Annotated in this window: 16 protein-coding genes and 1 pseudogene; 6 read left to right on the top strand and 11 right to left on the bottom strand. The window is 65.4% G+C overall.

The genetic code is table 11. The annotated features are described in order from the left end of the window. Window positions 1-144 precede the first annotated feature (144 nt). Both HUW46_RS46780 and HUW46_RS46775 read left to right on the top strand, forming a co-directional pair. Window positions 145-303 carry a hypothetical protein gene (locus HUW46_RS46780; protein ID WP_254125598.1) on the top strand — a complete coding sequence of 53 codons (159 nt, stop codon included), beginning with the start codon at window positions 145-147 and terminating at the stop codon, window positions 301-303. Further along, the gene (locus tag HUW46_RS46775; RefSeq protein ID WP_215545043.1) at window positions 296-1,654 is read left to right on the top strand and encodes an NtaA/DmoA family FMN-dependent monooxygenase; all 1,359 of its coding nucleotides are present in this window, start codon (window positions 296-298) and stop codon (window positions 1,652-1,654) included. The genes HUW46_RS46780 and HUW46_RS46775 overlap by 8 nt, the downstream gene beginning before the upstream one ends. A gap of 85 nt (window positions 1,655-1,739) precedes the next feature. Here the strand turns inward: HUW46_RS46775 and HUW46_RS46770 are convergent, their stop codons facing one another. Together HUW46_RS46770 and HUW46_RS46765 are read right to left on the bottom strand one after the other, a co-directional pair. Then, window positions 1,740-2,273, bottom strand: coding sequence for an acyl-CoA dehydrogenase family protein (locus HUW46_RS46770; protein ID WP_215545042.1), 534 nt, complete (start codon window positions 2,271-2,273; stop codon window positions 1,740-1,742). Continuing rightward, complete coding sequence (locus tag HUW46_RS46765; protein ID WP_215545041.1) at window positions 2,263-2,604, bottom strand: hypothetical protein; 342 nt, start codon at window positions 2,602-2,604, stop codon at window positions 2,263-2,265. Before HUW46_RS46765 ends, HUW46_RS46770 begins: the two co-directional genes overlap by 11 nt. 593 nt (window positions 2,605-3,197) lie before the next feature. Here HUW46_RS46765 and HUW46_RS46760 point away from each other — a divergent pair. Beyond that, window positions 3,198-3,422, top strand: a complete 225-nt coding sequence (locus HUW46_RS46760; protein ID WP_215545040.1) for a hypothetical protein — start codon at window positions 3,198-3,200, stop codon at window positions 3,420-3,422. Window positions 3,423-3,775: 353 nt separating this feature from the next. On the opposite strand, the gene HUW46_RS46755 is transcribed toward HUW46_RS46760, so the two are convergent. The 4 genes from HUW46_RS46755 to HUW46_RS46740 all read right to left on the bottom strand — a co-directional run bounded on the left by HUW46_RS46755 (window position 3,776) and on the right by HUW46_RS46740 (window position 6,845). Then, entirely contained in the window at window positions 3,776-4,099 is a 324-nt protein-coding gene (locus tag HUW46_RS46755) for a hypothetical protein (RefSeq protein WP_215545039.1), read from the bottom strand. Further along, entirely contained in the window at window positions 4,099-4,659 is a 561-nt protein-coding gene (locus HUW46_RS46750) for a hypothetical protein (protein ID WP_215545038.1), read from the bottom strand. Before HUW46_RS46750 ends, HUW46_RS46755 begins: the two co-directional genes overlap by 1 nt. Window positions 4,660-4,834: 175 nt before the next feature. Beyond that, window positions 4,835-5,329, bottom strand: a complete 495-nt coding sequence (locus tag HUW46_RS46745) for a hypothetical protein (RefSeq protein ID WP_215545037.1) — start codon at window positions 5,327-5,329, stop codon at window positions 4,835-4,837. A gap of 421 nt (window positions 5,330-5,750) precedes the next feature. Further along, window positions 5,751-6,845, bottom strand: coding sequence for a hypothetical protein (locus HUW46_RS46740; protein WP_215545036.1), 1,095 nt, complete (start codon window positions 6,843-6,845; stop codon window positions 5,751-5,753). A 770-nt stretch (window positions 6,846-7,615) separates the two neighbouring features. Here HUW46_RS46740 and HUW46_RS46735 point away from each other — a divergent pair. Both HUW46_RS46735 and HUW46_RS48685 read left to right on the top strand, forming a co-directional pair. Continuing rightward, window positions 7,616-7,840 carry a hypothetical protein gene (locus HUW46_RS46735; RefSeq protein ID WP_215545035.1) on the top strand — a complete coding sequence of 75 codons (225 nt, stop codon included), beginning with the start codon at window positions 7,616-7,618 and terminating at the stop codon, window positions 7,838-7,840. Window positions 7,841-7,997: 157 nt separating this feature from the next. Next, a complete protein-coding gene (locus HUW46_RS48685) occupies window positions 7,998-8,321 on the top strand; it encodes a hypothetical protein (protein WP_254126730.1) in 324 nt (107 codons plus the stop codon). Between the two features lie 149 nt (window positions 8,322-8,470). Here HUW46_RS48685 and HUW46_RS48680 read toward each other — a convergent pair. Further along, window positions 8,471-8,698, bottom strand: a pseudogene (locus tag HUW46_RS48680) (WhiB family transcriptional regulator); the annotation flags it as partial. 212 nt (window positions 8,699-8,910) lie between these two features. Between HUW46_RS48680 and HUW46_RS46725 the strand changes: the two are divergent. Beyond that, window positions 8,911-9,420, top strand: coding sequence for a hypothetical protein (locus tag HUW46_RS46725; protein WP_215545034.1), 510 nt, complete (start codon window positions 8,911-8,913; stop codon window positions 9,418-9,420). 833 nt (window positions 9,421-10,253) lie between these two features. Here HUW46_RS46725 and HUW46_RS46720 read toward each other — a convergent pair. The 4 genes from HUW46_RS46720 to HUW46_RS46705 all read right to left on the bottom strand — a co-directional run bounded on the left by HUW46_RS46720 (window position 10,254) and on the right by HUW46_RS46705 (window position 13,939). Continuing rightward, the gene (locus HUW46_RS46720; protein WP_215545033.1) at window positions 10,254-11,240 is read right to left on the bottom strand and encodes a DMT family transporter; all 987 of its coding nucleotides are present in this window, start codon (window positions 11,238-11,240) and stop codon (window positions 10,254-10,256) included. After that, entirely contained in the window at window positions 11,227-11,973 is a 747-nt protein-coding gene (locus HUW46_RS46715; protein WP_215545032.1) for a hypothetical protein, read from the bottom strand. The genes HUW46_RS46720 and HUW46_RS46715 overlap by 14 nt, the downstream gene beginning before the upstream one ends. A 408-nt stretch (window positions 11,974-12,381) precedes the next feature. Next, window positions 12,382-12,816 (bottom strand): hypothetical protein, encoded by a 435-nt coding sequence (locus HUW46_RS46710; RefSeq protein WP_215545031.1) that lies wholly within the window; start codon window positions 12,814-12,816, stop codon window positions 12,382-12,384. A 28-nt stretch (window positions 12,817-12,844) separates the two neighbouring features. Beyond that, window positions 12,845-13,939 (bottom strand): hypothetical protein, encoded by a 1,095-nt coding sequence (locus tag HUW46_RS46705; protein WP_215545030.1) that lies wholly within the window; start codon window positions 13,937-13,939, stop codon window positions 12,845-12,847. Window positions 13,940-14,040: the final 101 nt, after the last annotated feature.

The raw sequence follows: 14,040 nt of genomic DNA, 5'->3' as shown, positions 1-14,040 counted from the left end.
GGTCTGGCGGCCGAGCTGTGGAAGCTCAGACGGCACCTCTTGGTCGGCAGCGGTTCGGCATCCTCGATTCCGGAGCGGATATCGCGTTCAACCCCGCCACCGGCGATCTGGCCACCCTTGGCCATGATGTGATCACAATGAGGCATGACAACACAATTCATCAGCGAGCACGCGTTCGGCCCGGGCTACCTGCGCACGTCTCCGATTCAGCGGATTTTCCGTGACGCGCAGGCGGGTGGGTTGATGGCGTATTCGGTCGAGGTGTGCAAGGACCGGATCGGGCGGGAGGTACTGGGTGCCTGACCGGCCTCGCATGCTGTTCAACGCGTTCCACATGGCCGCGGTGTCCCACCACGCGCAGGGGCTGTGGGCGGAACCGGACAGCAGGCAGCTCGAATACACCGACCTCGGCATGTGGATCGATCTCGCGAAACTGCTGGAACGCGGCGGGTTCGACACGCTCTTCTTCGCCGACGTGCTCGCGCCGTACGAGGAGTACGGGGGTTCGAGGGACGCGGCGGTGTACGAAGGAATGCAGTTCCCGACCTGCGACCCGTCGCTGCTGATCCCGGCGCTCGCGCACGCGACCGAACACCTCGGGTTCACCTTCACCCAGAACATCCTGCAGGAGCACCCGTACCCGTTCGCGCGCAAGATGTCGACCCTGGACCACCTGACGAAGGGGCGCGTGGCGTGGAACATCGTCACCACGTTCCTGCCTGGCGCCGGGCGCAACCTCGGGTTCGGTGGGCTGCCGGAGCACGACGAGCGGTACGCGCGCGCCGAGGACTTCGTGCGTGCCGCCTACGCGTTGTGGGAACACAGCTGGGATGACGACGCGGTCGTCCGTGATCGGGAACGCCGCCAGTTCGCGGACCCGGCGAAGGTGCGCGAAGTCGGCTACCGCGGCCCGTACTACACGGTGTTCGGCCCTCATCTCAGCGAGCCGTCACCGCAGCGGACACCGCTGCTGTTCCAAGCCGGGGTCTCCGCGACCGGTCGCGCGTTCGCGGGACGGCACGCCGAGGCTTTGTTCATCAATGCGACCGAGCCGGAAGCCGCAGCGCCCATCGTGGCCGACGTGCGCGCCGCCGCGGTGGCGGCCGGGCGTGATCCGAGGCAGGTGCGGGTGTTCGTGCCTCAGGTGTTCATCATCGGCAGCACCGAAGAGGAAGCGCGCAGGCTCGACGCCGAACTCCTCGAACGGCAGACCGTCGAGGGAAATCTGGCCAGGATGAGCGTTTTCCTCGGCGAGGACCTCTCGAAGTACGACCCGGGGAGGCCGGTCGGTGAACTTCGCGGCAGGCCGGTCACTGATGTCGTCCGGAAACTGCTGGCGTTTTCACCGCGTGACGATTGGACGTTCGGTGAGCTGGTGCGGCGGTACGGGAATCAGCGTTCGGTCGGGACACCGTCGCAGATCGCCGATCGGGTCGAAGCCTGCCAGGACGCCGACGTCGACGGGATCAATCTGGGATATGTCGTATCACCGACATCGTTCGAAGACTTCGTCGATCATGTGACACCGGTGCTGCGGTCGCGGGGGCTCATGCAGCAGGAATATCGTGCGGGTACGTTGCGGGAGAAGTTCTTTCCCGATGGGGGACCTCGGTTGCCCGCTGGGCATTCTGCTCGGGTTCGACCGTCCGATTAGGATGGTTCGTCGACCTCGGGTCGTCGGCAGAACTGCAGGATCTCACCCGCGGCGAGCTCGGAGTGCGTCCTGCGCTCAGGTGGAGTCAGCACTCGTGGCCGGTTTCGTCGAGGCCGGTCACGGGGGCGGCGGTGATGCCGAGTGTGCTGGCGTCGATGAGTGCGCGAGCGGCGAGGTTGCCCATTGGCATGAATGTGCCTGCTTGGACGTCGCGCCATATCCGTTCGAACGGTGGTGCCCGGCTGTAGGAGGCTCCGCCGAGCACGTCGGCCAGGTGGTGCAGGGCGCGGACGGCGTTGGTTGTCGCGACGTGTTTGACCAGGGCGCAGCGGGCGATACCGGGCTGGCTATCGTAGCTGAACAGGCGCCCGCCGTGGACTTCGTCTGCGTGGCGGTAGGTGAAGGTGTGTGAGGTTTCCAGCAGGATGGTGCAGTCGCCGATGACGGTGTGGACGAGCGGGTCGGTTGTGGTTCCGTGGCGGGCCAGCTCGCCGCCGGCGTAGTCCAGGGCACCTGCGTGATGCCGGTGTCGATGGTGGCGAAGACGAGCATCACCCCATGCTCGCGATCGCCGCCGTGGTCGCGACGAGTTCCGTGTCGTCGAAGAGTCATTGTTCAACTCCGTGGCTGTCTCCGTCCAGTGCGATCTGTTCGGTGTGTTCCCGGAGTGCGAGTGCTTCGCTGGTGCGTACGGGGGGAGAGGTGGTGCAGTTCGTCGCGACGATCGCTAGCAGCGGGTAGGTGACGTGGACGAGCACGTGGGTGCGGACCAGTTCCCCCACCTGGTTGATCGGGTCGGGGTCGCAGCGGGTTATCGTCCGTTCGAATGCGGCCAGTAGTGCGTTGTGTCCGATGTGGACTATTCGGGCCAGTACGTCCTCGTTGGTGGGGACGTGCTCGTACAGGCTGATCGCCTTGATATCGACCGGGTAGCCGTGATGGGCGAACAACCGCGGTCACTCCAGTAAGATCCGCACCTCGGCGCCACCGCTCGTGCCGTCGGATAGCTGCGAATCCACCGCGCGGGCCCTGGCCAGCGCGACGAGGTCACAGTGCGGCTGCTCTCGCTGAGCGGGCCGCTCCGCACGCCACCGCGGGGCCGGTGTCGGCCTTGTCGTTGCGACGCACATCGCTCCACTCTGGATCGGTGCATAGTCCGCACGATGCCCCGGCGAACTCGGCCTTGGCCCTCTTGTCACCCATGACGTAGTAGGCCCTGCCGTGCGGGGCTGATAAATACGTACTTTCACGGATGTGCCGGTGGCCAATATTCGTCCATGGACTCTCATCGCTCCGGCGTGCGATTACCGCACACTAGGAAATGAACCTCTAGGTAGAGTTAACGCGCTGCGTCGAGTGCCCGATCGCTCCAACGTCTGTGCCAGCGGTTGGTCGCATGTTTCGAGAGATATTGCAGTGGTCCGGCTGGCATCCGTTGACAGGTTTTGCTTATGCTTGCCGTACTCGGTTCGAGATAGCGCGGAGCGGGCGATCGCGCGCCGCGATCGCCAGTGATTGGCACGAAGAACTTTGGAGAAGCCGCATGGTGAACCATCTGAGCATCGTCGAGTCTGTGATGGACGCACTCGTCCCCAGCGCCGATCAGCCTTATATTGACGACATGGTGACCGGATGGACAGGAGGGTCTCTGGAGGGGGACGCACGCGTCGCGGCTGCTGCGGCTCTTCGTTCCGTGGTCGCGGCGAACCTCACCAGCGATGAACTGGAAACGATCGTGGAAAAACTCGAAACTGAGTCCGGAGACTGATCCGATCGAACCGTGACGAGGCTTTAAGCGGTTAGGCGAACGTCACCGCTGATGCCCTCCCAGCTCTTGAACCATGCAAGCCACTTTCCGGGTTGGCTCTCGACGAAGAACGCCGTCGTCCATCTTGCAGATCAGCCAGTTGTGGCTTGACATTACGGATCCTGCTTGGCGGCTTGGGTCCCGGATTCGACGTGTTCGCTGCGCGATGGGGCGAGAACTCATCAGCCGGAACTGCCGTGCGTTGCCAGTCGTAGGAGTTCTGAGCACGTCGCCAGCCCGACGACGCGATCCAGAAGGATTAGAGTTGATCCGCGGTGCGTCATTGTGAACAATCCGGGTCAGTCAGCGCGAGGTCACAAGCGGCGGCGTGCAGCCTGAAATTGCGCGCGGACTTCCGAGGCGTCGAGCGGCCAGTCTTCGATCGGTTCAGGTTCGGCGGGTTTGGCGAACGCGCGGGCACCTTCATGACTGCCACATTCGCCGCACACATGGACGCACCGGTCGCTGGTCGCCCTCGATCGAGCAGGGACAGCGCTGAGCGCGGCGTCACACCGCGGGCAGATTCCGTTGGCGATGCGTTCCAGAATGCGGTTGACCGCTCGAGCACGGTCGACGCCGGTGAGGCCAGCCCTCAGCAATGCCTGATCGACGCACTCTCGGTGCGGGGAGACGACCATCAACGACCTTCCTTGTCCAGATGGGCGGCGACGTCGGTGTCGAGCCAGCCCAGCACCTCGTCAACGTGTTGACGTAGCAAACCACGCGCTGAACCGACGGGCACGATCAGGGTCGGGATGCCGTCCTCATCGCGCCGGTCGTCCGCCCAGCCGTACTCTTTACCGCCGAACTGATCATCGAGCCACGCCACCGGCCGACCGGCCGCCCACTTCTTGATGGGGCTCATCTTCGGAGACCAGCCGAATGCGGGACCGTGGTTTGGCACATCGATGACGTGCATTTCTGGCAGGCCCAGCCGCGGTGCGATCCAGTCGACGGCACGGATACCCCAGCTGGTAGCCCACGCCAGTTCGGCGCCGCGATCCGTGAGCTCGCGCAACCACGAGCCATGATCGAGGTTCAGCCATACGGTGCCTGTCGCTGGACGACCATCCGGGCCAAGGCCGTCGAACTCATGGGATACGTACCCCAGCTCCACTAGAGCCTGTGCACCCCCGGCCAACGCCGGGTCGGTGGCCAGCACGCCATCGACATCAAGCACCACCACCGCGCCGCTCATTCTTGCTCCTTCGGGTGCCTGGCTTCGTGTGTTGATGACACGTCGACGTTAGTATTCCATACACGCGGACAGCGATTGATCCGGTTTGTCGGCCGACCGGACGGCACCCAGAGGGCCGGGTGTACGGCGTGTCGCGTCAGCCGACGCTCGAGCTGCAGCTCCCCTGCGACCACTGTCAGCGATGGTACGGGCTTCGGGTTTCGTTCTCGTGCTCGGCCAGTGCCTGGCGAAGCTCGCGCTCGATAGCCCGCACGTCGCGGGCGAACAGCCGCTGCCCAGGCCCAGGGCCGGGTTCTCTCGCGATAACGTCACGGAGATCAGCACGAAGTTCGATTCCATTGTGGTAAGTGCGAATACCGAGGGGGCGTTTGTAGACAATGGTGTACCCGTAGGTGTCGGCTGGATTCTCCACCACGGCTTCCGCGAAACAGACCAGGCCGGAAAACATGCCGCGGCGCGTACCCGCCGTGACCGATTCCTGAGCGGTCGATCCGTGTCCGGCGATGGTGCGCCTGGCAGTCGATCGTGACAGATACGGGCACGCTATGGCCGCGTAGAGCATGCAAGCGTGGTGGCCTGGCGCTTCGGGCGTGGCGAAGGTGGCCATGGGCTCCGCGCCTCGTGTCAGCGCGTGGGAGATCGTGCGGGCGACGACGTTGTCGGCGACCATCCGGCTACCGTGTCCAACTGCCGTTGTCAAGGGAAGGCCACAAATCGAGGGCCAGAAGGCTTGGGAGGCACCCCTCCCAACCGGGAATACACAGGAAGAGCCTCACGGCGACCGTTACCACCTGACCAGGTCATAACCAGCCAGGATCGAAGCGGCGCCGTGGGGCCCGACCCACTCGAACCTAGTTGTTCCACGAGGTGAACCGGTCGCCTCGCCCGGCAGACGAACGTTCGGACGACGCCAGCCGAACGACGCTCCCCGCGTCCGGGAACTCGGAGGGCGGCGAGGCAGAGTCAGAGCAGCGGCCTCCGGTGCATCGAGCCGGTCAGGCGCAGCGCGGCCATGGGACGGGCGAGGAACCCACACAGGAACGACGCTGACCGCGCCGACCGGCACGATCGCCACGGTTCGGGGCTCGTGGTCACGCTGGGGTCGAGCGGTGCCGCTGGGCGTGGGCGCGCAGAGAATCGGCGAGAGGTGAATCTGGTCCGCACTTCTCGACGAGAGTGATGATGCCGGCGGCGTAGACGTCCTCCGCAGTCCCCGCATGACGCATCACGGGGGCGTCCATCCGGGCAAGCTCCTCGATCAGCGCCTCGACCAACCGCATCAGCAGGTGCGGGTCGTGGCGCGGCGCGAGTATGCCGCAGGCGTCAACGACGTGGGCCACACAGAAGTCGAACGCGACCACCGCGTTCTGATCCACGCTTGCCAGGGAGGAAAGCCGCTTTCGCTGCAGCAGCATGATCATGCTCTGCGACACCGAATCCCATGCGTGGGCATTCACACTGGCGGCGTAGTCCTTGATCGCGAGCGCGACCGCGGTCACCACCGAGATGGAGTTGGGACCGAGCGTCGTCCTGCGCCGCACTTCGGAGATCAGGGCTGAGCAGAGGGACAGCGCCGCGGGCGCGCCAGCCTCGGCGAGCATGTCGCGAATGGAGCCGTCCGCGAGGACCGTGTCGGTGCGTCCGGCAACGTCAGCGATCGCGGTCGCGATCAGGTGGTGACGCGCGTGGAGTTCGTGAGCGAGTCTGGCCAGGTTGGCGAGATCGTGGCACTCGCCGCGATCGAGGTCGATCAGGCGTGTGGACAGGTCAGACAGGAGGTCATCGAGGATTTCGCGGCGGTCGTCGTCCGAGAGTCGACTGTCGAGATCGCGCTGGGACCGCGGAAGCGGCGCGAGCGTGTTGCGGAAGTACGCCGATTCGATTTCGGCGTGCTCGTGGGAACGCGCACACGCATGCCCATCGGCGCGCAGCGTGTCGAGGTAGCGTCTGCTGCGTGCCAAGGGAAGCCCTCGCAGCACGCCGTCTCGCCGGGCGGCTCGAGTGAGCTCGTACATGTTGTCCTGCAGAATCTTGCTATCACGGGCCGCACGGCGATTCACTCGGTGAAGCATCCAGGGAATGGTCAAGGTCGCCAGCAGACTCAACGTTGCCAGGACAAGACTCAGTCCCGGCCCATTGGCCTGCAGCCAGGCCCACAAACCGTCCGCGGCCGATGTCTGGTTCATTGTTTGATCGTGCCATGGCACGCGGTTCCGCCGACGGCGATGATCGCGGATTCGGTCAGACTCGTGCTCGTGTGGCGATGCGGCCGACAGCCCGGTGTAGCCGGTAAGGCCGCGAATTCAGCAACGCGAACCCGCCGGTTCACGACTGTCCACGCTGAATCGCTCGCTCCCACACGTCCCATGCAAGCCGCGGATACCGGCGGAACACACGCATCAACCCGAATTCGTCCGAGCCGGGAAAATGAGCTCTCCGCAAGGGACAATGTCACCTCGGACGTGTCGGGATCCGAACTCCACGACGGGCGGATCACCGTGTCGCCAGAAGGAGAGGCCACGTTGCAGGTCATGGGGTTCAGCGACGCTCCCACAGGAACATGGTTCTACCCGACGGGGACGGCGGGCCGCGACGACTTCGGACTAACCCTCCGAGGCCGCCTGGAACACACGCGCATCGAGGAGTACGACCCCGAACGACACAAGTAGCGCCACCGCCGGAGCAGCTCCCGCCTCACCGTGCGGGCCGGACGGTCCGCGTGTGCTGGTGCATCGTGCCTGGCGGTGCGCGAGGACCTCGGAGCGTGCTGCGGCCGTCGTCGCACAGGCGCGTCGCGTCACGGCCGCCGGCGACGATGTGGCCGGAGACGTGACTTCGCACGACAGCTCAGGGTGCAGCGACGTCGCGCTAGCCAAGCCGTATGACGAGCAACCCATTGAAGCTCTACACTACGAACAAGGGACGGACGCGGTAGCGGCCGGAAAGGACGACTGACATGCTCGCTGTGGCGGAACGAGTACACGGTCCCCACGACGGGACACACGACGTGGTGTGGCACAAGCCGGTCGGCCACGACCCCGACGCGCTCTTCCAGCGGATCGCCTGTAGCGACGTCGACGGCATCGTCATGCCAGGCCCGAAGTATCAGGTGCCGGCGAAACTGGACTGGCCCGGCGAGCGTTGGTGCCCGGACTGCCGACCAACGGCCCGTCCGCACTGACCACACCGTCTGATGACGACAGTGGTGGGTACAGGACCGCATGCAGGCCACCAGCGCACCCGGGCTACACCTCGGTGTTGTCAGTGTCAGCCGGTAGTCTGCGCTCATGTCGACAGAAGACCGACCAGGCGCTCCCGACAAGTCGATGAGCAGGACAATGGCGCTGCTCACGGCCGAGTTCGCGACGGAGCAAGCCCTGGAGCGCCTTCGGCTGGCGGTCAAGACCGGCCGAAGCGCCGAGGTCGTTCAGTGGGCACAGGTCGCCGCCACCGCGGTACACGAGATCGCCGACGTGGCAGACATCCCTGACCCCGATGCCGACACGGTCGTCAGGATTCAGAACCGGGTGACCGACTGCCTGGACTCGATGACCCAAGCCGACCGTGACGGTGACACGGAGGGGACCCTGTACCGCGGTGACCTGGTCGGCGACGCGGCGGCGAACTTCGCGGTATTCCTGAAGGAACACACCATCAGGTGACAAGGGTGTCGACATCGTTGCCCATCCCGTGCATCCACGCCTTGGTGCCATTGGAGCGTTCGCGCGGGACGCGAGTCCGTCCATACGTAGGCGGCACAAATGAAGACCCCGGCGACTGGACGGTGCCACATCACCGGGGCCCAATGCCTGCTACGAGCGAGATCCCGTCGCTCCGATGCAGACAGCCCACCGAAAACTCCGTATTCCACGTGGGCGTCGAGTGCGTCACGCAGACACTCCGCACGCACTGGGCACCGGCCACATACCGCCTTCGCCGTCATCGTCTGACGGAGGCCAGGACCGATTTCGGTCGCGGAGAAGAACAATTCCGGGTCAGTGCCTTCGATGCGGCACTGAGCCAAATTTCGCCATTCCATGAGACACCTGCCCTCCATGTTGTCGGACACATCGTAACTGATTCGGCGTTTCGTGTCGTGTCAATTCACGTACAACCGAGGCAGGGTGTGACGACCCCGCTACACCGGCGTCTCCCATCGCGGGGCGGCCGTGGTCGCCTGTGTTCGGGCTGCGGTGTCCGGCATGAGGCACCGTCGGCGTGCCTGAGACCATCGCGACTACCATCGTCGTGGTGAACGACGTTCAGCGCACGCGACGAGAGGCGTTCCGTGGCCAGGCGGGGGGCTGCGACATCGTCGACGCCGCGGCGCCATCGGCGGTATTCAACCCCGAAGGACTGCTGGTGACGATCGACGTGCGAACGTTGGTCGAGCTTGTCGATCCGTTGCGAGCCGATCCGTGGGGAGTCGGGAGCATTTCTCCTGAGCAGGTTAACGCCGCGTTCCGGGAGGGGCGATTGCGTCGGGACAACCCTGCCCACAACGTTAAGGCTGTAGCAACCTCAGACGCACACGCGGAACGGATCGCGTGGCTGATCCGGCACGGGTGGGATCGCGACATCGACGTCGTCCAGATCGATGTCAACATGCACGGTGGCATCGCGGTGAACGATGGAAACCACCGCGTCTACGCATTAGCCTTCGTGGGCGCGGATGGTCCAATCACAATCGACCTGTCTGGATTCCTGGACGTCGCGGAGACGGTGCTCGACATCACCATCCCGTTGCCCGTGAATCCGTAGGTCGTCCCTGCGACCGCCGCATCCGTTCTCGCAGGCGTGGTGACCAGCTCGCGCGGTATCAGAGGGGACGCTGGTGTCTAAACCGGATACGGCCATATTCGCTCCCGCGCACGCCGACTTTCAGCCATCTCGGCGCGAAATGCGTCGGCCGCCGCTCGCGCGGACGCGCATTCTTCGCGCCTCCAGTGGTGCGCCAGGACGTCGACCGCCTCAGCAAGGCACTCGGCGAAGGCGACCGGGTCGTCGCCTCGGTCAGGACACATGACCCGCCACCGGGTCGCGGACCTGAGCAGGTGGTGATCCTCGACCTCGTATCGCCGCGGGTCAACTCGCACATGGGTGAACGCCCTCCAATCGGGCCGTGGATGGGGATCAACGATCTTGGGCGGGTTGGCGATCAACTTCTCGCCTGAGTCGGTGAGGACCCATCGCACGCGCTGCCGACGTCCTCGGCCGTGAAGTTCGCCGCGGATCAGCCCACGCCGCTCCAGCGCGGCCAGTGAGCGACGGTCCACCCTGCCCGTGAGAACCCCGTCGTCGTTGGTGGTGAGCTGATTCCATTGCGCGCTGCTGAGTCGCGTCACTCGACGCGTACTGGTGTTTCTCCTTCCTGTTCGCGTGTCGCTGCCGCGGGTTTGCCGCTACACGCCGCCAAGGCCGGGCTGCTCCTGCGACGGCGGACACCACGTGCGTCGCTCCGTTCCACCCGGGCGCCTGCGGTGGTGTCCGCCGTCAATACGGCGGCCGCCGTGCATCTCCGCTGCCGTCCCTGGACGGCGGAGACACGCGAGGCCGCCTCGCGGCCCGCCTGCTGGCGGGCCGCGAGTCTTTTGCTAAGGCGAGTCGTTCACAGGGGGCACGTCGTGCACCACGATTGTGTTCCTGTCGGACGATCGCCGGGGAATGGTTGGTCGCGCGCGACGAAGCAGGGTGGATTCTGATATGAGGGACGACAACAGGAACAGGGCGACGCCGATGACCAAGACCACCGCACCGAGTCCTGTTTGGACAGTGGGTGCCTGTTCCATGGTAAGCCAGGCCAGCGCCGCGGCGATCGGCATCGCGGTGAGGATCGCGAGACTGACCGCCGTGGCGGCGAGCGTGCGCAGCAAGTGCGCGAACACTGTCTGGCCCGCCAGCTGCGCGCCGACGACCAGAGCCACGATGATCAGCCAGGTCGCGTCGGTGTAGCCGGTCAGGGGAGTGCCGAACAGCAGACAACCGGCGAGCACGACCACACAGCACGCGCTGTTGCTGATCGCGCCGAATGTGCTCGTCGGCAGGCGCCGGCGGGCTCGCTCGCCGCAGGCGGTATACGCAGCCGCGGCGATCGCGGCGAGCACGGCGAGGAGGTCGCCGGTCAACGCTCGTACCGAGGTCTGGAAATCGGAGCCGGCAGCCACGACGGCTCCGGCCACGGCAATGCCGATCCCTGCCCACGCGAGCTGAGGCATGCGGTGTCCGGCACGGGCCGCGATCACCGCTTGCCAGATCGGCTGCGTGCACACCAGCGCGGTCGCGGCCGTGACCGTGGACAGTTGCGCGGCCGTCATCCAGGCGACGTAGTGGACGCTCAACGCGAGCCCGGCGAGCGCTGCCGCGCGAGCGGCCGCGGGGTCGAGCGTCCACTGCGCGGCCCGGCTGCGGCGCATCGCGAACGGGAGCAGGACGAGCACGGACAGGCCGCTGCGCCAGAAGGCGAGCGCGAGCGGCGCGGCCGCGGCACTCGCGGCCAGCGGCGCGGACGTCGCGGTCGCGAGCACGGCGAGCGCGAGCAGCGGCAGGGGCGACGTCCCCGGCGCGGTGTCACGGCCGTGCATGAGTGTCCCCGCGATGGAGATCTGGACGGTGTGTCTCCGTCCAGGCGTTCGTCATCGCGCCGCGGACCGCGGTGATGGCAGGGAACCAATCCCGGTCGAAGGCGCGTGTGTCCAATCGATCGGTCGTGCGGCCCTTCAGCGACACCGCGCCTTCGCCCACCGTCCTTTTGAGCACGAGGATGTGCCGCTGCAGCCAGAGCCTGTACGACTGGTTGAGGCTGCAGAGCTCCTCGGCGAGCACGTACCGCATGTCGTGGGTGTAGGCGGTGTCGTAGATCTGCTCGATCGTGATGCCGTCGGGGATGAGATAACCAGTGGCGTAGGCGGACCAGAGCCGATGCGCGGCGGTGACGAGTGCACGGTGCCCTGGGCTGTGGCTTCCTGTTCCCCGTCCCAATTTCTCCCGAAGACGGTGGTAATTGGCCGGTGAGATGTCGTCGAAGAGGTCGAGTGTGCTTGTGGCCCGTGTGAGGTTCCGACGCGCTCGGCGTACCAGCGTCATGCAGCGGCCGGTGTCCGCGGCGCGAAACCGGGGTTCGAGCTGATCGAGTGCTCTGGCGGCCTGGCCCAGCTGGATTTCGTTTGTCCAGTGGGTGCTTTCGAAGACGTCCTCGTCCTCGACCATCTCCTCTGCGGGAACACGGAGGTCGTGTAGCTTGCTGAGCTTGAGGATCCTGACGTAGTCACGTTCCGGGTCGCCGGGCAGGATGTCCTCGACGCTGTGTCTGCTCATCGCACTTTCCGTTCTCGTTGGGGGCGTGGGGGTGACGCGGGTCCGCCCGGCTTGCCGCGCCACCCCCACTGGTGCGCCGGTGACCACCACGACCGGAAAATGATCACCGACGAGTAGTGAGCTGGTGCGGCGGCCCAGGCACCCTGAGGGGTGCGGGTGCCGAGGTGGGGGTGACCTCACGCCGCCGCACCAGCATCATGCCGTGAACACCGCTTCAGGACCGGTGGTCACGTGGAATGAGGCGCTCCGAAGTGGACACACGATCAGCGGATCGAGCCGTTCATGCCGATAACAAGGTCGATCGAGCGTCCCAATATCTCCAGTGTGCACAGTGAAGATACGTCATGTCAACGGTGTTCCGCGCCATATTCGTCGAATCCGATTCCACGGAACGTCACCCAGATTTAGTCACGATGACGTTCCGTGAATTCTCTCCACGGCGAACGGTATCCCGTCGCATACCGTGACAATCTCCGGCGGGGTAACGAGACATCCGGTGAGGCGAGCGAATCCCGCCGCCGCGGCGCCGGTGGCGACCGCGCGCTCCCGGATGATCGTCGCGTCCCCGAGCAGCCGCAGTCGCTGCCCGGCCGTCGTTGTCATCACAGCACAACCCAGACGTTCAGTGCGCCATACAGCCTGACCGGCGACGTCGATCCGCGGACCGGATTGTCCGGGAGGCGGTGGAGTCAACAACGCACCAGGCGGCGACGGCCCCGGTGTCGAGCACCCGGTGAGCAGAGCCACAGAAACCGTGGCGAGAACGATGGCTGCCCGTGCGTGCCGCCTATTCGTGGTAAACGGGCCGAAATCGATGTTGTCTCTGGCGATGTACGCGGCCACGATGAATCTCCTCGGAATGAAACGTCGGTTATTTCCCGCCGCCCGGTGGCCTGCCACCGGGCGGGCGGTCGACCACGGTCACGGTCGTTTGGTGTGGTGACCACGGGGCGTCTTTCGGCCCGCGCACGTGATCGTCGATCCAAATCGGTTCGATCACGCCCCTGCTGCGGTATGGCTGCCAGCGCACATGTCCCTCGACCTTAGAGCGCACCGTGACGGTGTAGCCGCTCGGGCGTTCCCGCGTCGTGCGCGTCTGGCGGTGGTGATGCAGCGTGACAACACGGATTGGGTCGTCGTTGTATCCTTTGCGTCGCAACTGTCTGCGCACTGTTTTCGACAGGGGCTCGTCAGCAACGTCGGCGACGGGGCGCTGGGTCTTCTGCTTCATGAGCAGCCACGCGGCACGGACAGTCTGGATCCACTCGATGGTGGTGTTCGCGGTGAGATTCCTCTGGCTGGGATCGACGACTGTGGACTCGCCGTCAGCCGTGGCGACGCGGACCTCGGCTTGGTCATACGTCAGAAGAACCTCGTTGTCCCAACAGTAATCGCCCTGGCTGTACTGGAGCTTACGCGCGTCGCGGAGACTCAGCCCGCTGTTCTGGAAAGCGCGGATGCCGACGTCGTGGTGGACGAGCGACCAGAACGTGACCCACAGATGCTCAGCCGGTTCTTGCACGAGCTGAGTGGGTCCCCATGACGCCGCGACGATGGACACGATCCGGGGGCTCCCATCGGGTGAATCAATGCGGTAGTTGCCAATTGGTTCCCCGAACATCATCAGACCGCACGTCGAGGGAACATCGTCGCGATGGACGGCGTAACTGGGAAGCTTCTTCCCCGCGGCGATGCTGACGTGCGTCATCTCATCGGTGAGGGAGTACAGCCGCGCGCCAGCGAGGCGGGTTCGTTCCTCCGACAGCAGTATGGTCGCGGCGGTGTCGGGGGCGATCTCGGGCAGGGTGATCGTGCCACGTCCGGCCGCCAGCATCCGCGCTGTTCCCAGGTGCACCAAGGGATTCATGGTCGACTCGACGAGGTCTTCCCGGATACCCGGAAGTTCGCGGGGCAGGGGCGGATTCCACTCCACACGCACAAGGTCATCGGCGGAACGGTGGGTCACGATGCCACCTCGCACCTCTGTCGCGACCCGGGGATCCTTGGCGGTACGACGACACGAGATCCCGTACCGGGTGTCCAGGCGCCATCGCAGTCGTCGACCCC

The sequence above is a fragment of the Amycolatopsis sp. CA-230715 genome (genome assembly GCF_018736145.1).
Classification (GTDB): Bacteria; Actinomycetota; Actinomycetes; order Mycobacteriales; family Pseudonocardiaceae; genus Amycolatopsis.
Note: the sequence above shows the minus strand (reverse complement) of the source record. Positions and strands in the feature narration are given on the sequence as shown.